Origin of the sequence: Saccharospirillum salsuginis (assembly GCF_014651855.1) — a bacterium.
Taxonomy (GTDB): domain Bacteria; phylum Pseudomonadota; class Gammaproteobacteria; order Pseudomonadales; family Natronospirillaceae; genus Saccharospirillum; species Saccharospirillum salsuginis.
The window spans coordinates 67364-86018 of sequence record NZ_BMXR01000010.1 but is presented as its reverse complement, the minus strand read 5'-3'; the positions used below and the strand labels follow the sequence as shown (position 1 = coordinate 86018).

At 56.0% G+C, this 18655-nt stretch carries 15 protein-coding genes and 1 pseudogene; 12 read left to right on the top strand and 4 right to left on the bottom strand.

Annotated elements, in window-relative coordinates; genetic code table 11:
* Nucleotides 1-2: 2 nt before the first annotated feature.
* The 3 genes from narJ to IE111_RS18515 all read left to right on the top strand — a co-directional run bounded on the left by narJ (nucleotide 3) and on the right by IE111_RS18515 (nucleotide 2479).
* Nucleotides 3-740: a nitrate reductase molybdenum cofactor assembly chaperone gene (gene narJ / locus IE111_RS18525; RefSeq protein WP_189611562.1), complete on the top strand. Its 738-nt coding sequence runs from the start codon at nucleotides 3-5 to the stop codon at nucleotides 738-740.
* A gap of 2 nt (nucleotides 741-742) precedes the next feature.
* Nucleotides 743-1435: a respiratory nitrate reductase subunit gamma gene (gene narI, locus IE111_RS18520; RefSeq protein WP_189611560.1), complete on the top strand. Its 693-nt coding sequence runs from the start codon at nucleotides 743-745 to the stop codon at nucleotides 1433-1435.
* A gap of 273 nt (nucleotides 1436-1708) precedes the next feature.
* Nucleotides 1709-2479 carry a peptidylprolyl isomerase gene (locus IE111_RS18515; RefSeq protein WP_189611559.1) on the top strand — a complete coding sequence of 257 codons (771 nt, stop codon included), beginning with the start codon at nucleotides 1709-1711 and terminating at the stop codon, nucleotides 2477-2479.
* Nucleotides 2480-2686: 207 nt separating this feature from the next.
* On the opposite strand, the gene IE111_RS18510 is transcribed toward IE111_RS18515, so the two are convergent.
* Together IE111_RS18510 and ubiT are read right to left on the bottom strand one after the other, a co-directional pair.
* Nucleotides 2687-3118 (bottom strand): hypothetical protein, encoded by a 432-nt coding sequence (locus tag IE111_RS18510; protein WP_189611557.1) that lies wholly within the window; start codon nucleotides 3116-3118, stop codon nucleotides 2687-2689.
* 127 nt (nucleotides 3119-3245) lie between these two features.
* Nucleotides 3246-3758 (bottom strand): ubiquinone anaerobic biosynthesis accessory factor UbiT, encoded by a 513-nt coding sequence (gene ubiT / locus IE111_RS18505; protein WP_189611555.1) that lies wholly within the window; start codon nucleotides 3756-3758, stop codon nucleotides 3246-3248.
* Nucleotides 3759-3907: 149 nt separating this feature from the next.
* Here ubiT and ubiU point away from each other — a divergent pair, with 149 nt between their 5' ends.
* From ubiU to IE111_RS18485, 4 genes are all read left to right on the top strand, one after another.
* Nucleotides 3908-4903, top strand: coding sequence for a ubiquinone anaerobic biosynthesis protein UbiU (gene ubiU / locus IE111_RS18500; protein ID WP_189611553.1), 996 nt, complete (start codon nucleotides 3908-3910; stop codon nucleotides 4901-4903).
* 12 nt (nucleotides 4904-4915) lie between these two features.
* Nucleotides 4916-5791, top strand: a complete 876-nt coding sequence (locus tag IE111_RS18495; RefSeq protein WP_189611551.1) for a U32 family peptidase — start codon at nucleotides 4916-4918, stop codon at nucleotides 5789-5791.
* Nucleotides 5792-5837: 46 nt separating this feature from the next.
* On the top strand, nucleotides 5838-8504 hold the full coding sequence (locus IE111_RS18490; protein WP_189611549.1) for a nitrate/nitrite transporter: 2667 nt from the start codon (nucleotides 5838-5840) through the stop codon (nucleotides 8502-8504).
* Between the two features lie 77 nt (nucleotides 8505-8581).
* Nucleotides 8582-9736, top strand: coding sequence for a cytochrome P450 (locus IE111_RS18485; RefSeq protein ID WP_189611547.1), 1155 nt, complete (start codon nucleotides 8582-8584; stop codon nucleotides 9734-9736).
* Nucleotides 9737-9777: 41 nt separating this feature from the next.
* Here the strand turns inward: IE111_RS18485 and IE111_RS18480 are convergent, their stop codons facing one another.
* Complete coding sequence (locus tag IE111_RS18480; RefSeq protein WP_229805438.1) at nucleotides 9778-10857, bottom strand: tellurite resistance/C4-dicarboxylate transporter family protein; 1080 nt, start codon at nucleotides 10855-10857, stop codon at nucleotides 9778-9780.
* Between the two features lie 284 nt (nucleotides 10858-11141).
* Between IE111_RS18480 and ytfE the strand changes: the two genes are divergently transcribed.
* From ytfE to IE111_RS18455, 5 genes are all read left to right on the top strand, one after another.
* Nucleotides 11142-11798: an iron-sulfur cluster repair protein YtfE gene (ytfE, locus tag IE111_RS18475; protein ID WP_189611545.1), complete on the top strand. Its 657-nt coding sequence runs from the start codon at nucleotides 11142-11144 to the stop codon at nucleotides 11796-11798.
* A 164-nt stretch (nucleotides 11799-11962) separates the two neighbouring features.
* On the top strand, nucleotides 11963-12982 hold the full coding sequence (locus IE111_RS18470) for an ABC transporter substrate-binding protein (protein WP_229805437.1): 1020 nt from the start codon (nucleotides 11963-11965) through the stop codon (nucleotides 12980-12982).
* Nucleotides 12964-13749, top strand: coding sequence for an ABC transporter permease (locus IE111_RS18465; RefSeq protein ID WP_189611543.1), 786 nt, complete (start codon nucleotides 12964-12966; stop codon nucleotides 13747-13749). The genes IE111_RS18470 and IE111_RS18465 overlap by 19 nt, the downstream gene beginning before the upstream one ends.
* On the top strand, nucleotides 13746-14600 hold the full coding sequence (locus IE111_RS18460) for an ABC transporter ATP-binding protein (protein ID WP_189611541.1): 855 nt from the start codon (nucleotides 13746-13748) through the stop codon (nucleotides 14598-14600). Before IE111_RS18465 ends, IE111_RS18460 begins: the two co-directional genes overlap by 4 nt.
* Nucleotides 14594-15799: an NnrS family protein gene (locus tag IE111_RS18455; protein ID WP_189611539.1), complete on the top strand. Its 1206-nt coding sequence runs from the start codon at nucleotides 14594-14596 to the stop codon at nucleotides 15797-15799. The genes IE111_RS18460 and IE111_RS18455 overlap by 7 nt, the downstream gene beginning before the upstream one ends.
* A gap of 7 nt (nucleotides 15800-15806) precedes the next feature.
* Here IE111_RS18455 and IE111_RS24825 read toward each other — a convergent pair.
* Nucleotides 15807-18596 (bottom strand): annotated as a pseudogene (locus tag IE111_RS24825) (bacteriohemerythrin).
* Nucleotides 18597-18655 lie beyond the last annotated feature (59 nt).

The following is an 18655-nucleotide window of genomic DNA, read 5'->3' as shown; positions in this document are numbered from 1 at the left end:
ATATGAATTCCGTGATCATTCTCTCGCACTTGCTGGACTATCCGACATCGGCCCTGGTCGAGCATCGCTACGACGTGTTGAATGCCATCGATGCGTTGCCGCTCGACGGTTCCGACAAGGACGCCCTGAAGGACTTCGTGCGGTCGCAGACCGCACGCGACCTGATGGACTGGCAGTCGGAATACGACGAGCTGTTCGAACGCGGCCGGTCGCTGTCGCTGATGCTGTTCGAGCATCTGCACGGCGAATCGCGCGATCGCGGCCAGGCCATGGTCGACTTGCTGCAGCAGTATCGCGCCGCCGGGCTCGACATCAGCGAACGCGAACTGCCGGACTATCTGCCGCTGTACCTGGAATTCCTGTCGACCCAGGGCGAGGACAACTTCCGCGCCGGCCTGGCCGAAGTGGCTCACATCCTGGCGGTTCTAGCGTGCCGCCTGGAGCATCGCGAAAGCCCTTATGCCGCCGTGCTCCACGCCTTGTTGTCCCTGTCCGGTGTGGACGTCGCGCTGGACGACGTTCGTGAACAATTGAATGGCGAAAAGCGCGACGACACCCCGGAAGCCATCGACAAGGTCTGGGAGGAAGAGCAGGTAACCTTTGGCCCGGGTGCGGCCGGCGACAGCTGCCCGACCGCCCAGAACAAACCGTCCGAGTCACAGCGACGCGATCAGTACATGCCGCTCAACTGGGTGGACGCCGCCGGCGACCCGTCCGTCACAGCGGAACGAGGAGTCTAACCATGAATTTTGCCAACATGTTTTTCTTCGGGATTTATCCCTACATCGCTTCCGGCGTGTTCCTGCTCGGCAGCCTGATCCGCTACGACCGTGAACAGTACACCTGGAAAGCCAGCTCCAGCCAGATGCTGGACAAAAGCAATTTCCGCATTGCCAGCATCCTGTTCCACGTCGGCATCATCATGATCCTGCTCGGCCATTTCGCCGGTTTGGTGGTGCCGTATGAACTGTGGCACCTGTTCGGCATCGACCTGGCCACCAAGCAGTTGATCGCCATGGCTGTCGGCGGCATCTTCGGCATTCTGTGCTTCATCGGCCTGACCATGCTGATCAAACGCCGATTGACCAACCCCCGCGTCCGCGCCAGCAGCAGCCGAATGGATATTGCCATTCTGTTGTTGATCTACGCGCAGTTGATCCTTGGCATGATCACCATCTTCATTTCCTCCAGTCACATGGACGGGCAGGAAATGTACAAACTGATGAGCTGGTCGCGGTACCTGTTGACCTTCCGTCCGATCGAAGCGGTGGGTTACATCGGTGAAGTGCACTGGGTGTACAAGATGCATGTGACATTGGGCATCACCCTGTTTGTGCTGTTCCCGTTCAGCCGGTTGGTGCACATCTGGAGTGTGCCGGTGACGTACGTAACGCGGAATTACCAAGTTGTGCGTCGGAAAGTGGCGAAGGTGTAAATCAACAATTGTGCCACGGTTGGATTGTTGGATTACGCGCTCACGCGCTACCGAAGCGTCGGACCGATCCAACCTACGTACTGAACTAACCCGTAGGGTGGGCATTGCCCACCAATGATCGGACCACCGTGTATTGTTGGTCCACCATGGTGGGCGGTGCCCACCCTACGGGCTCATGCTACGAGCTGCCAGCCAAGGTTTATGTAGGTTGGATTAGCGCGAGAGCGCGTAATCCAACAAGAAGGCCAAACAGAACCAAACGAGAGCCCCGACATGATCAAAATCAACGGTCGAACCCTCCCGGAAGACCACCTCTACCGGGAAATGCAATACCACCCGGCCGAGTCGAAAGACGAGGCCTTGTTCCAGGCCGCCCGGACGCTGGTGATCGGCGAGGTCCTCAAGGACCGCGCCGAAGCCCTGGGTCTGGAACTGGACGACTGGGACGACCCGGCCGGCGAAGCCGACTTCATCGAGCAACTGTTCGACGCCGAGGTCACCTACCCACGGGCCACCACAGACGAATGCCGACAGTACTTCGAGGCCAACCGGGATCGTTTCGTCACCTCACCGCTGCTGGACGTCAGCCACATCCTGTTGGCGGCGGACCCCGAGGACGCCGAAGAACGGATGCAAACCCTGGAACAAGCCGAAGTCTTGCTGGAACGGTTGAAAGGCGAGCCGGGCCGGTTCGCCGAACTGGCCAAACGCCACTCCGCCTGCACCAGTCAGAACGAAGGCGGTTCACTGGGGCAGCTGGAGCGCGGCCAGACCGTACCGGAATTCGAACGGCCCGTCTTCGCGGCCAGCGTCGGCTTGCTGCCGAACCCGGTGGAAAGCCGTTACGGCTATCACCTGGTTCAGGTTCACCACAGAGTGGAAGGCCAGGCTCTGACGTTCGACATGGTGGAACAAGACATTCGGGACTATCTGAACGAGAAAGTACGGCGCAAAGCCATCGCACAGTACCTGACCCAATTGTTGGCGGACGCCAATATCGAAGGGTTGGATATGGATGTTAGTGCATCGCCTCTGATGCAGTAGTGATGAAAAAGGGGGTGTTGATTCACCCCCTTTTTTTTGTGGTTCGAGCATTTGTAGGGTGGGACGGTCCGACGCTTCGGCTGCCCACCATGAATTCGGTTACACCCACAGAGGCATCCACTTAACAATAGAAGGAGACCTCAGCCAAGTAAGATGGTGGGCAGTGCCCACCCTACAGATTTTTCAGGATTGGTATGGATTCCCGCACTATTGGGTTTTAGCAATCAACGCCTCGGCATTCGGGCAAAACGCCCGGCACTCACTCGCATCGGCGTCCCTTCTCAACGCCTGCCAGCATTGACTGATGTGATCGCACTGATCGCATTGTTTACTCATCGTCTTAAGCTCTTGATTTAAAAACTTCGATTTTGTGACTTCGAATTGCCTCATCATCCGGGGGAACAGCACATGGGACGGTCGGAAGTCGACCAGTTCGCGACGTTTCAGTGTATCGGCGACGAGCGTTTCGAAAGTCGGGTCCAGCCTGACGTCGAGATCGGTGATCATGGATTGGTACTGGGTGTGTGCTTCCACTCTGAACTGAGACACGGTCCGGCCCATGTTGGCCCGGTAAAACCGACCAATCAGTCGGTCCAACCAAGTACGATGTTCGATAATGTGCGGGGTCGATGTCGACATGGTTCATCCTCCACGTTGGAATACATTCAGTATTGATGCAACCAGGTCTGAAAACATTGATGTGGATCAATCGGGCATCGTTCCACTTTTTTGAAATATGAAACTGACTGTTCCACTGGGTAGACGTTTACTTCAAACCGTTGTGTTGGGCTGACTGATCGGCGTTAAAGACTTTATCGAGACCATTCAGTATCGTTGACATAGGAAATTTCAATATATCTTCAAGCGGCATACGATCGATGAAATTCTTGATTTCCAGGCCTAACGCTGTATCACCGGTGATCATCAACTTACGATTGAAGAACAGTCCGTCTGGATCTTCCTCTTTCAGCGCCAGGGTAACAAAGCTGGCGATCGGGCCTTTGAAGGTAAGATCCGGAGTGCCTGTGCACGGAGTGACCTTGATGCGGCGATTGAGGAGAGTGATACAGAGCGCTCTCGGTGCGTCGCTGACATCGATTTTCCAGTGCTTGCCTTCCAGGAAATCCAGTTCCGCATTGTCAATATACGACTTGAAGGTGTGATTCAGAAACAATTCAGCCGAATGATGAAATACAGGGGATGGGCACTTGGACAGAAATTGACGCAGCGTGAATTTAATAGCTCTTTTTGGGTATTGATGTTTCGCCGGATCATGCATGTCGGATCGATTCCTATAAACAATTAAAAAGTGCCCGTGATTCTGAGTGAAGTTAAGTGAACGTCTTTTGAGTCAAATCAACCTTTTACGGAGTTTCTCGTGCCACTATGTGGTTATACAGGTGCTCAATTTGGAGTTGAACGACATCTATGGAGTTGTTATGTCCAGCCGGCAGTCTGGTTGCTGTCGATACCGCCATCACCAATGGTGCCGACGCGATATACGTTGGCTTGAAGGGCGGTACCAACGCCCGACGGTTCGCGGGTCTGAACCTGACCGTGGAGCAACTGACCGAGGCGGCAACCAGGGCGCACAGTCACGGTCGAAAACTGCACGTCGCAATCAACACATTCGTCCACCCCAAGGGGTTTGAGCAGTGGCAGGAGGCGGTCGATATATCGGTGCGTTGCGGAGCCGATGTGCTGATTCTGGCCGATATCGCGCTTTTGGATTACGCGGCGACTCAATATCCCAACGTTGAGCGCCATCTGTCGGTACAAGCATCCGCAACCAACCTAGGGGCCATCGATTTTTATCATCGCCAATTCGATGTGCGACGTGTAGTGCTACCCCGTGTCCTGTCAATGCCGCAAGTTCGCGCACTGGCACGCGGTACCGACGTTCCTCTTGAGGTTTTCGCCTTCGGCAGTTTGTGCATTATGGCCGAAGGACGTTGCTACCTGAGTTCCTATATGACCGGCGAATCACCCAATACGGCTGGCGCCTGTTCACCCGCTGAATTCGTTCGGTGGTCGGAGGAAGGGGAAGATATGGTGTCGCGCCTTAATGGCGTCGTTATCGATCGTTTCCAGCCCGATGAACAGGCCGGTTACCCGACGTTGTGCAAGGGGCGCTTTCGGGTGGAGGACAACACATACCATGTGCTCGAAGAGCCCACCAGTCTGAATACACTGTCACTCCTTCCGGACCTGTACAATGAGGGGATCGCCGCGGTCAAGATCGAAGGTCGGCAGCGCAGCCCGGCTTATGTGGCTCAGGTAACCCGTGTCTGGCGGCAGGCTATCGACGAGGTAAAGCGCGACCCGAATCGGTTTCAGGTTCGCTCAACCTGGGACGAGACTCTGGCCCGTCTGTCCGAAGGGCACCAGACGACCTTGGGTGCCTACCACCGCAAGTGGAACTGAGGAGAAGTGGATATGAAGTTGTCGTTGGCTCCCATAAGTTACTTCTGGCCCAAGGCGGATGTACAAGCATTTTACAAGCGGGTCGCCGATTCCCCGGTTGATCGTGTGTATCTGGGTGAAACCATATGCAGTAAACGTCGAGAGTTGTCTCTGGATGACTATCTGCGCATTGCTAATGAATTGCGCGCTTCCGGAAAAGAGGTCGTCCTGTCCACCTTGACTTTGCTGGAAGCGGCAGGGGAATTGAAAGAGCTTCAGCGGTATTGCGACCAGTCCGACTTCCTGATCGAAGCCAACGATCTGGCGGCGGTACAGCGGGTGGCGGAACGCGGTGGCTCTTTCGTGGCCGGTAACGCTGTCAATTGTTATAACGCGAGCACACTGAAAAGACTGGTGGACATGGGCATGAAAACCTGGAATCCGCCTGTCGAGTTATCCCGGGAATGGTTAGTGGAGTTATTGGACGATCCGGTTGCCCGTTCCATTCGGTCGCGACTGGAAGTGGAGGTTTTTTCTTTCGGTTACCTGCCTTTGGCCTATTCGGCCCGATGCTTCACCGCACGATCCGAAGACCGGCCCAAAGACGATTGCCGTTTGTGCTGCATCAATTACCCCAACGGTCGCACCGTTTATACCCAGGAAGACGATCCCATATTCACCCTCAACGGAATTCAGACCCAAAGCGGTCAACGGTATAACCTGCTGAGCGATATCGATTCCATGCGCGGCCTCGTCGACTTTGTCCGCCTCAGCCCTCAAGCCGAAGCCACCTTCGATTGGATCGATCAGTTTCACAATGCCATCCACAACGATCCGATATCCATAGAAATCCCCGAGTCGGATATCAACGGTTACTGGCACAAATTAGAGGGTATGCGTCAACTCTGAGGCGCCCCGGAGCAGTTCGAACTACTGAAATGGAAGGTAATCAACCATGACTGACCATCTAACCGTTAACCGGTCGGACCAGCGTCGTGCGCTGGGACTATCGACTTTTGCTTTTACGCTGTGTTTCGCAGCATGGACGTTATTCTCGATTCTGGGCATACGAATAAAGCAGGATCTAGGCCTTTCCGACAGTCAATTGGGTCTGTTGATGGCGACCCCGATATTAACAGGCTCCATCAGCCGCCTTTTTCTGGGGGTTCTGACAGACCGGTTCGACGGGCGTTGGGTCTTCGGGCTCGTGATGATGGCGTCCGGTGCCGCCATCTATTTGTTAAGTCTGGCACCGAGTTACGAACTTATGCTGGTCGCGGCTCTGGGAGTCGGACTTGCGGGTGGTTCCTTCATCGTGGGCGTAGCCTATACATCGGCCTGGTATGAAAAGGAGCGCCAGGGGACGGCACTTGGCATATTTGGTGCGGGTAATGTCGGGTCGGCGGTGACCAACCTGATCGCCCCGCTGCTGTTGCTGGCATTGGGGTGGCAGGGAACAGCTCAAGTCTATGCGCTTGTCATGGCCGCGATGGGGGTGGTGTTCATTCTGATCGCGAAGCCGGACCCCGGCATTGAACAACGCCGCCGGGCATCGGCCACGTTGAAGCAGCAGCTCGCTCCTTTGGCCGAGTTGCGAGTGTGGCGTTTCTCGCTGTATTACTTCTTTGTATTCGGCGCCTTTGTGGCCCTGGCATTGTGGTTGCCACACTATTTAATGGAAGTGTACGGGCTAACCATTACCCAAGCCGGTACGGTTGCGGCCATGTATACGATTCCCGGATCGCTTTTCAGAATTTATGGTGGTTGGCTGTCGGACAAATACGGCGCCCGCCGGGTCATGTATTGGACCTTATTTGCGTCGAGCTTGATTACATTCATCCTGAGCTATCCTCCGACGCAATACCATGTAATGGGGATCGATCGAACCTATGACTTTGAACTGTCCACCAACGTCTTTCTATTCGCTTCATTGATTGTCGTTCTTGGTTTTTTCATGTCGTTGGGCAAGGCTGCGGTCTTCAAGCACATTCCGGTATATTACCCCAACCATGTCGGCTCCGTCGGCGGTGTGGTCGGTATGATCGGCGGTTTGGGCGGCTTTTTCCTGCCGTTGACATTCGGCATGCTGAACGATGTGATCGGTGTCTGGCAGAGCACCTTCATGCTCTTGTTCGCCGTTTCGACGGCGGCATTGGCCTGGATGCACTACGCCATCCTGCGCGCCGAACGCATCGAATGGTATGAGCACAAAACGGTTCGCGATCTCCCTGAGCTGTCCACACCGTCCAAGTTCGTTCTGACCGAGTGGCACCCGGAGGATGCGACATTCTGGAAGACTCAGGGGCGGAAAATCGCCCGGCGCAATCTCTGGATTTCCATTCCCAATTTGTTCCTGGCGTTTGCCGTCTGGTCCATTTGGAGTATTCTGGTCGTCAAACTGCCACAACTCGGGTTTACCTATACCAGCAACCAGTTGTTCTGGCTGGCGGCCTTGCCGTCCCTGTCGGGTGCCACGTTACGTATTTTCTACAGCTTTATGGTTCCCATATTCGGTGGACGACGCTGGACCGCATTCTCCACGGCTTCCTTGCTACTCCCTTGTATTTGGTTGGGCTTTTCGCTTCAAAATCCGGATACGCCGTATCTGGTCATGCTGATTCTGGCACTGATGTGTGGCTTTGGCGGCGGTAATTTTGCCTCCAGTATGGCCAATATCAGCTTTTTCTATCCACAAGCTGAGAAAGGCGGTGCCATGGGGTTGAATGCCGGGCTTGGCAATCTCGGCGTATCCGGCATGCAGCTGATTGGCCCTCTGGTGATATCCGCCAGTGTGCTTGGCCCGTTGGGCGGTGATGCATTGGTTGTGCAGGCCGGCGCGGCCGCGGGTAATTCCGTATGGATACAGAATGCTGCTCTTATCTGGATACCTTTGATTGTCGTAGCAACCGTGGCGGCCTGGTTCGGTATGAATGACATTGCCTCGGCCAAATCATCCTTCAAGGATCAGGCTATTATATTCAAACGGTCGCACACCTGGGTTATGTGCTGGCTTTACTTGGGTGCGTTCGGCAGTTTCATTGGCTTCGCTGCCGGGTTCCCTCTATTGTCCGGCAAACTGTTTCCCGAGGTGGACCCGACACGGTATGCCTTCATCGGTCCCCTGCTGGGCGCTCTGTTCCGGCCCGTTGGCGGCATCCTGGCGGACAAACTGGGTGGTGCCCGAGTCACATTCTGGGTTTATTTGGTCATGGCTCTGGGAGTTATCGGAGTTTTGCAATTCCTGCCGGTTGAAGGTGATGACGGTTTCTTCTGGGGTTTCTTCGGCATGTTTATCGTGTTGTTTATCGCCTCCGGAATTGCGAACGGGTCCACCTTCCGCATGGTGCCGGTCATGTTCAAGCAGATGCGCGAAGAAGCTCTGGGCCACGACAAGCACGAGCAGGCCCACCGGGAAGCGAACAAGGAAGCGGCCGCTGTACTCGGGTTCATATCCGCCATTGCGGCCTATGGTGGCTTTTTTATACCTAAAGCTTATGGAACCTCGTTCGCCATGACCGGTGGCGTCTCCGCCGCAATGATTGGGTTCGTGGTCTTCTATATAAGCTGTTTGTTGATTACCTGGTGGAACTACTCAAGACGGGGTGCGCGTTACCCGTGCTGATGTGAACGGCGGGCCGGCGTTTGTTGACAGGCTAGCGCCGGCCAACCATCGGGAACCTTTGAAGAGAGAGAGTATTCATGACACGAGACAAGACTGAAGACTGGGATCCAAGAAGCGCCGATATTCTGGACGATCCGATTTCGGCCTACGATACCATGCGCCACAAGTACGCGGTGGCCTGGAGCGACTATCAACAATGGTCGGTGTTTCGTCATGCCGATGCGATGCGGCTGCTGACCGAGCCGGAGACATTCAGTAATAACGTCTCGGACCGGGTCTCCGTTCCCAATGGGATGGATGCCCCGAAACACCAGCGCTATCGTGAATTGATCGAGCCTTATTTCTCCGCGAACCGAGTCGAAGCGTTCCGTCCGGTATGCCAGACCATCGCGGAGAAAACGGTTGGCGCCATCGACGCGGGTGAACCTTTCGAAGCCATGTCTGTATTGGCCGAAGAATATGCGTTGCGGGTGCAGTGCGCGTTCATGGGCTGGCCTGACCGTTACCGCGAGATCCTGCGGCAATGGCTGCACAAGCAACAGGCCGCGACCCTGGCCGGAGATCGCACCGCACTTAAGGCGATCGCATCGGAATTCGATGGCTACATTCATGAGTTGATCGATGAGCGCGTGCGCCTGGGACAAAAAGCACCCAATGACAACACCACGGCGCTGATGAATGAACGTGTGGACGGGCGTCCTCTGTCGCATGAGGAACTGGTGAGCCTGCTTCGAAACTGGACCGTGGGCGAGGTCGGGACCATATCCGCGAGCGTGGGCATTCTGTTGAACTATCTTGCCCGATATATCGACTTACAGGCTCACCTGCGAAACAACCCACAGGAATTGAGCGCGGCCATCGATGAGATTCTCAGGATCGACGCCCCTCTGATGTCGAATCGTCGGCGGACCACCTGTCCGGTACATTTGGGTGGACGCGATCTGGACGCGGGTGAGCGGTTGACACTGCTATGGGCATCGGTCAATCGGGATGAACGCGTATTCGGTGACCCGGACCGGTTCGACCCCGTGAAGAACGCACCCAATAACCTGTTGTACGGTGCCGGTCCCCACGTTTGTCCCGGAGCGCCTCTGGCTCGAATGGAATTGACAGTATTTATGTCCGCGGTACTGACGGAAACGCAAAGCATCGAATTGGCAACCGGCCAGGCCGCCGTTCGCGCGCATTATCCTTCAGGCGGGTTTGCCGAGTTACCTATCGTCTGGCGCTGACAGGCGTCGACGTTCGAACCCTTGGGGTGTGATCCGGGCTGCTACCGGTGTGTGGATACTTCCGGGGCCCTTTTTGGGGCACTGAGCATCAGCCCCAGCATGGCCACGATCCAGAGCAGGAGTGTGATCCAGAACAGGATGCGGGGAATCCAGAGCAGCGGCGGGATGTCCAATGCCTGCGCCAGTTGGAAGGAGCCCGTGGAGTACATCGCCAATGGAAATATCATACTCCACACCTGGGGCTCATATCGAACCGGATACCGACGGATCCCATGCCGCCAAACCGTCAAACCGACGAGTAGAGGGATCCACCAGGTGGCCGTCGTCCAGAACAGCAGTGTGAACCCTCGCAGAAAAGGTGCCAACGAGACAATCAATTCGTGGCCGTTGGCCTTGAGCAATAATGTGGAGCCGGCCAATGTGGTGATAGCGACCGCTCCCATATTGATCCAGTAGGGTGGCGTCAGCAGTTCCACCGTCACCTTCAGAAAGGTCAGGCGGTAGAATATGAGGGTGATGATGGCCAAGTACAGCATACAACCCAACAAAAACGAACAGATCGCAATCAACGGACCTATGGGGTAAAGCGCCTTGAGCGGCATCAGCAAGGATGTGATTACGGAAACGGACTGGGTGCCCACCGCCGCGAGCAACCAGGCCCCGTTTATGCCCTCGGTCAATGTGGGTTTTCGTTCGCGAATAGTCACGAAAAAGAAGAAGTTATACATGATCAGCACCCACAACACGCAAGCGAGTGCCCAGAACCCGGTCGTCAAGAGGCGGTTTTCAAACAGTAGATAGGAGCACGAACCAAGAATACTGGTCGCCGCGACCCAGGTGAAAAAACCGGGCCCGCGGGCATGACTGGTGAAGTCGAGAATGAAAGCCGATGGGAAGACTTTCAATCGGACGGCATTGAGGTATCCCAACAATACATATAGACACGTTCCGACCGAAAACAGTATGTATGAGAGCGATACCAATCCCAGCAAATGCGCACAGACGGCCAGTGCGCCTGTGGCCATGACGACCGAGAAATAGCCCGGAAACAAGGAAGCGGCGGTTTGATGTACCCATGTCCGCGGCATTGTTGTCGTTGTATTCGTCATCAGCATCAACATCGGAAGGGCCCGTACTCAGTGTACGCTGCTGGGTAGGGTGCCCATCCATCGAAAAGGGTAGTTCGACTGTCCTGGGTCAATTTTTCGACATAGAGTCGATCGATCCATCGATAATTGAAACCATGAACCTTCTATCGGAGGTCGAGACTTGACAATCCACCGCGATTGGCAATAATTAAAACATATATATAAAATGAATCTTAAGGCCGACCAATACCGGAACATTTAACCGTATTCGGATGGTTAAGGCCTGAGCCGTGACACATGACATCCGGGGATCCACTATGACAAACGACCTTTTAAATACCAGTCTGGGCGAAATCGCCGTTCAATTGGCCGGCGCTACGCGTGTATTGCGTCAATACAAGCTTGATTTCTGCTGTGGCGGCCACGTAACCCTGGCCGATGCGCTGACGAAAAAGGAAATCGATCCCGAAGAGGTGGTAAGCCAGCTCAACGCCCTGGCGCAGCCGGACGATACGCAGGACTGGTCATCGAAACCCCGGGCGGAACTGGTGGATCACATCTATGAACGGTTTCATATTCTGCATCGGCAACAATTGCCGGAACTGTTGAAGATGGCGCGGCGTGTCGAGGCGGTTCACGGTCAGCGCCCCGAGTGTCCCGTGGGGTTGGCGGATCACATCGCCGTGATGTCACGGGAACTGGAAGACCACATGCAAAAAGAAGAGCAGATACTGTTCCCAATGTTAAAGCAGGATATGGTGGCGCAGGCGGCCGGTCCGATTCGCGTTATGCAGATGGAGCACGACAGCCACGGTGACGCCCTCGAACGCTTATCCGAATTGACCGACGATCTGACCCCGCCTCCAGGTGCGTGTAACACATGGCGAGCGCTTTATACCGGGCTGGAGTCGTTGCGTGATGATCTGATGGAGCATATCCATCTGGAAAACAACGTTCTGTTCAAGGTCACTTGAACAACCGGGCATTATTTCACCAGAAAAAGGGAGGCTGAGCCTCCCTTTTATTGATCTATCTCATGATAATGATTATTGAAGGCATTATGGTTTGTGTTCGTTAGTGTATAAACCTTCATTGATGACCATCGCCGTGATCATCATCCAATCTTTGGAGTTTGAGCATGTCCACACAATACCGATTGCGAATTTCATGTCTTCCGTTGCTCGGTCTGATCATGATGGCCATCTTGGCAAATCTGGCTTGGGCGAAGGATGACCGTATAACGCTGGCAGGACCCTCGGCGGCGGTATCGTTTCCGTTGGCGTACCTGGTGGCGACCGGTGGGTTGGATCACCTGGCGGATGAGGTCGAGTTCCGGCTGTGGTCGACGCCGGATCAGTTGCGAACCCTGGCGATGGACGGGCAGGCCGATTTCATGGCCATGCCCTCGAACGTGATCGCCAATTTGAATCAGCGCGGTGCGCCCGTGCAACTGGTGAATATTTCCACCTGGGGAATTCTGTGGATTGTTTCGAGAGGCGAGGCGGCGGACTCGTTGGCCGCACTGAAAGGCCAGGAAATCGTCATGCCGTTTCGTGGCGACATGCCGGACATCGTTTTCAACACGCTGGCCGAGCAACAGGGGCTGGATACAAAAGCCGATTTCGACTTGCGCTATGTCGCGACACCGGTCGACGCCATGCAGTTGCTGCTGTCCCGTCAAGCGGATCATGTGGTGCTGGCCGAACCGGCGATTTCGATGGCGCTGAATAAAGCGAACACCCTGCCCACCAGTTTGGTCGCGCCGGAACTGACCCGCAGTCTGTCGCTGCAGGATGAGTGGGGGCGTGTGTTTGAACGTGCTCCGGAAATGCCGCAGGCCGGTATTGCGGCGGTGGGAAAGGCCAGTCGGGATCGGGCGCTCATCGCCGCCGTGAACCAGGCTTATGACGAGGCGTTGCAACAGTGTCTGGCCGAACCGACGCCCTGCGCCGAAGCGATTGCTCCCTTGCTGGGTGGGCGATTGTCCGTCAAGGCCATCGCCGATGCGCTGGCGGTCAGCCCCTTGCACACCAAAGCCGCGCCGCAAGCCCGGGATGAACTGGAATTTTTCTACCGCACACTTGCTGATCGCCAACCGGCTCTGATTGGCGGCCAACTGCCGGATGAGTCGTTTTATCAGTGGCCGAACGCTCAGTGATAGTCCGCACCGCTCATTACATCTGGGGCGGTTGGGGGGCCATCAGTGTATTGCTGGTGGCACTGGCGGCCTGGGAATGGGCCGCCGGTTTTCAAAGTGAACTGATTCTGCCGTCACCGCTTGATGTGATGGCGCACTTGTCACAGCTGTTGGCGGACCCGGAAGCCTGGCGCACGATCGGTATCACCGCTCGTCGCGCCTTGCTTGGTTTCGGTTTGGCCTGGGTGGTCGGCGGCGGATTGGGGTTGCTGGCCGGTCGCACCATCACGGGCGCGGTAATCAGCCGCCCGTTGATTTCCGTCCTTCTGGGTACGCCACCCATCGCTTGGCTGGTGCTGGCGTTGTTGTGGCTCGGCAGTGGCGATGGCAGCCCTGTTTTCACGGTCTTTATCGCCTGTTTACCGGTGCTGTTTCTGCAGTGCATGCAGGGCAGCCGCACACTCAGTCTGCAATACCACGACCTGGCGCATAATTTCGAATTGAACGCGAGACAGCGCTGGGTGGAGATCAATCTGCCCCACATTCTGTCGTATGTATTACCAGCGACCATCACTGCTTTGGGGGTCGCCTGGAAAGTGGTAGTCATGGCGGAATTGCTGGCATCCGATGAGGGTGTGGGCGCCATGTTGGCGGTGTCCCGCAGTTGGCTCGACACCACCGGTGCATTGGCGTGGATTCTGACAACGGTCGGATTATTACTGTTGACTGAGTATCTGTTCCTTGAGCCCATCAAGCGGCATATAGAGCGTTGGCAGGTGAGAGAATGACGGTCTTCAATACCGAACCGGCGATGCGTCTGCATCGCGTTGGTTTCCGATATGGCCTGCAAACCGTGTTGGACAACATCGATCTGGCTCTGTTCGCCGGTGAGCGGCTGGCACTCGTGGGCCCGTCGGGGTGTGGCAAGACCACACTGTTGCATCTGGTGGCCGGCTTGCTCTCGCCATGGGAGGGACAGTGCGAACATAGGTTTCAGCGAATACGCATGGTGTTCCAGCAACCCCGACTGTTGCCCTGGCAAACGACGTTGAACAACCTGACGTTCGGGTTGCGGGCGTTGGGCATCGACCCCCGTGCCCGACAGGCGGCCGGACGGTCGATGGCCGAGCGATTCGGGTTGCATGCGGACGACCTGGCCAAATACCCGGATCAACTTTCCGGTGGCATGCAAAGTCGTGTCGCGCTGGGGCGGGCGTTGATCGTGGAGCCGGATCTTTTGCTGATGGATGAGCCGTTTTCCGCCCTCGACATCGGTCACAAAGCGAGGTTGTACGACGACCTGGTTCGGCTGACCGAGACCCGGACCTCGATGATGATGATCACGCACGACCTGCTGGAGGCGGTCAGGCTCGCCGACCGGATTCTGGTCATGGCGCCGTCCCCCGGTCGAATCGTCGCGGAAATCCGGTTGGGGTTGGCCGCTGCTCTGCGGGATGATCTCTATGTCCACCATAATGGAGCGGCGCTTATGCAGAACCCGACGGTCAGGTCGGCATTCAACCTGCCATCATCGACGGCCGTGTCGGTGTCGTCGCATACGGAAACGGACGTTTTGATCACACCGGTCGATTCCATGAACGCGAACCCTACACCCAATGCCGGAGTAACGGGATGTTGAAGCGCTTCCAATCGATTCCGGACTGGCCGCTCTGGTATGGCGCCTTTCGCCCTTTCTTCCTGCTGACGGCCATCAGCGCCGTCGTGTACAGCCTGGCCTGGTGGGGAATGCTGCATCATGGCTGGCGCTTTCCCGGCGCTGTTCGGCATCCGATCGCCTGGCACGGCCACGAAATGATGCATGCGGTTGTCATGGCCTCGCTGATCGGTTTTCTACTGACGGCCATGCCGGAATTCACCCGATCGAAACCGGCGAGCCCATACACCTACATGGTCTTGGTTCTGGTGTGGTTGGCCGGGCGGTTGGCGTTTATGTCGACCGCATCGTGGGCAACCTGGGCGGTGTTCGTTCTGGATATGGTCCCGCCGATCTGGCTGCTGCATTTTATCTGGATTCGGGTTCGCACGGACCCGGGGCGCGATCAACGCGGTTTCCTGTGGGGGTTGGCAGCGCTGGTGCTTGTCATCGCCGGTTATCATCTGGCGCAGCTGGGCCAAGACGATGTGATGCGTTGGCTGCGTGCGCAGGTGGGCGTCTGGATGATCATGATCGTGCTCGCCATGAGCCGGATTTCGATGCGCATCGTGAACATGAATCTGCGGGCGCTGGAGGCGTCGGAGCGTGTCTATGTCGCACGGCCGCCAAGGCGAAATCTGGCCATTATGGCCGTCGGCCTGTATACAGGAGCGGAATGGGCATCGCTGCCGGATTCCGTTCTGGGCTGGCTGGCGGCGGCGTGCGCGGCCGCATTGCTAAACTTGACCAACGATTGGCACTTAGGGCGCGTGCTGTTGCGGCGGTGGGTGTTCATTCTTTATCTGGTGTACTGGTGTATGGCACTGGGTTACAGCGTAATGGCGGCTGCCTGGTTGGCTGGGCTGCCCACATTGAGTGCCGGTCGGCACGTGTTGATGATGGGTGCGATCGGTGTGTCGATCTTGTCAGTTCTATCCATCGCTGGTCGTTCACATGCCGGTTTGAAACTGGACCCGCGCATCTGGATGCCGCTGGCTTGCGCTCTGCTGGTCACAGCCGCACTGCTGCGCGTCGGCTGGCCTTGGCTGATCGCCTCGCCATGGGTGTTGACTGTTTCCGCCGGCGCATGGGTGACCGCCTGGACACTGTATCTGGTTACATTCACCCCCGTCCTGATCGGCCCACGCGAGGATGGCCGTCACGATGCCAGCGGTCCCGAATGAGCATCGATCAAAGTGAATCGCTCATCAACCGATGCAATGCACGGTATGTCGTATCCAGGCGGTTTTGAAGCATGTCAAAGTGAGATGGGTCGGTTGTGGCGTCGGAGTGTTCCATTTCACGGATCAATTGTTTAAAAGTTTCATGGTGTTCGCGGATAAGTCCGGGTAGCGGGTTGTTGTCGTTTTCATGAATCGACAGCCGGTTCAGCCAATGATTAAAGTGATGTTCGTAGTGGTTCAGGGAGTAGTTGGATCGTTTATCGTCCGACGCTGGCGTCAATGAGCGGTACCAGGCGTTCAAGTCGACCAGACCGAACAGTAGGGGCAGCTTTTCGGGAGGCAGCGGTGCCGCTTGGCTCCAACTGGGATAAGTCCGCCATTGAGTTATCCAGTCGTCAACCGATTCGGCCGGCATAGGGCGGGCAATGGCATAGCCTTGAGCTTGACAACACCCCAATTGGAGCAACATTTTACCCAACGATTCGGATTCGACACCCTCGGCGACAACCTCGCGCCGAAAGGCCTGGGATAACCCCAAAACACCTTCCAATATCGCCAGGTCATCGGGGTCGTCCAGCATGTCGCGGACGAAGCTCTGGTCGATCTTGAGCGTGTCGACCGGAATGCGCTTCAAATAGGACAGCGATGAATACCCCGTGCCGAAATCGTCCAGGGAAAACCGAATACCCAGTTCGTGGCAGTCGGCAATGATGTCCTGGAATTGTACAATATTCTCCAGAGCACTGGTTTCGAGCACTTCCAGTTCAATGAGGGACGGATCATCGATGTCGAATTCAACCAATAGGGTCCGCAAACGGTCCACGAACGTAGGGTGTTCGAGGTGTATCGCATCCACATTGATACTGATCGACAGATTCATACCCTGACGTTGCCAGAGGGCTAATTGTTCGAAAGCGTGCCGCAACACCCAATGGCCCAGATCCACCAACAACTCGTGGCCGTCCAATATCGGAAGGAAGTCGGCGGGCGATCTCAATCCCAGTTCAGGGTGTTGCCAGCGTAATAGTGCCTCGAACCCCAGTACCTCGCCAGTACGCATGTGGACCCTTGGTTGATAATGCAAGATAAACTGCGATTCATCGATGGCTGTTCGTAGTTCTTTCAGCTTCCTGTTGTGCTCCCTTTGCCGTTGATCGTGACTGGAGTCAAACAAGTGGTGCTGGTTTTTCCCCTGTTGTTTGGCGTGATACATGGCCTGATCGGCTTGTCGCAACAATTGGTCGGCATCGATGCTGGTGTCCGGCTGTGGATAGAGCGTGATGCCGATACTCGTTGATACCCTGACCGGCATGTCATCGATCAGAATGGGCTCTCCCGAGACGTCCAGCAGGCGATTCACAACGGGTATGTAGTCGTCCGGTGTGGCCAGATCGGGTAATATGGCGATGAATTCATCGCCGCCCAACCGTGCGAGCGTGTCCTCTTCCCGCAAGCGTGAACGTAGTTTGTCGGATTGCGTCTTCTATACGCGATCACCGGCTTGGTGACCCCATCGGTCATTGATGTGCTTGAAGTTATCGAGGTCCAGGCAAACCACCGCCAACAGATTCCCATGGCGGTTCGCTTGGGTCATGGCTTGCCTGAGCCGGTCACCCAGCAGCATACGATTGGGAAGACCGGTCAGCGAATCGAAATGCGCGACCCGTTCAAGCTGCAATTCGAAATGCTGTCGCTCATAAACATTGGCCAATAGATGTGTGAACAAGCGCAGCAGTTGGTATTCGTCCTCACTCGGATGAATGTGGGCGTCCGTTTTGCCCAGCACAATGAAGCCGATGCACTGGAATCGATTGGTGAGCGGTATTGACACAAGGTTTTGTATGTGCAGTTGACTCAGTAGCTCATTCAGACCCGTAGGAGGGTCGACTGTCGAATCCGAATGGATCCAGGGCTTGCCGTTCTCATGGGCCTCGACCATGTCGCCAAGCCCTTCGGTTAGCCAAACGTCTCGTTTTGGCGGCTGTGAATCGGAATCCTTACTCCAACTCAACCGTTCGAAAACCCAGTTCCGGTTGTCGTCGTATTCGTACAGGCCGGCCCGGTCGGCTTCGAAGAGTAGGGCGATTTTTCCCAGTGCGTCTTCGATCGCCGATTCCATGTTGTCCAGAGGTTGACTGATAAAGTCGATCGCCAACTGCATGATCGTGGCGTTGTGTTGGCTCAGCCGCTCGATCTCGCGCACCCGGTCGCGTTTCGATTCCATTTCCCGCATCAGGTGCAGGGTGTTTTTGGACAAAGTGCTGTAGGCGGCCAGAGTAATGTCGATGATGACATGTGTCGTTCCGGCCATGCGGCGATCGGCCCGGGTCTTGGCTTGCTCCTGTGTCAATCCGGTGTCGATCGATTGAACGATGTACGCCAAGCGGCGATCGGAACGGAGGATATGCTTCAGCAGCCATTGAACGAGAAATTCCAACACACCGTCCATCGCCGGGAAGGATTTGGCCTCGATCAGTTCCTGGCGCAGTTGTTTAAAATAGTCAATGAAGTCATGGTGCGCGTTCAAGTGGCCTTCGACGTCCTGGTGAGACGGGGTGATGCGGCTCCGCCACAGGGCTTCCTCCGCCCCGAAATGAAATCGGGTGTAGTCGAGCAGGTCATCGAATACGGTTTCCATCTCTGTTCTTGAACAGCCCCTGGCCGTGAACTGAGCGACCCGATTGACCAGCGCCACCAGGGTTTCATGCTGGTCATCGATCTCCTCGATGCCCGTCTTGAACCGGTCGTCCCATGGAAATATTTCCAAATCGATGGACGAGGAGTGGGCTGTGTTCACTGGCTCGGTCGTCAAGGTACGGCTTCTCACTTTGGTCGGCTGGTTACGCCAGGGAGATG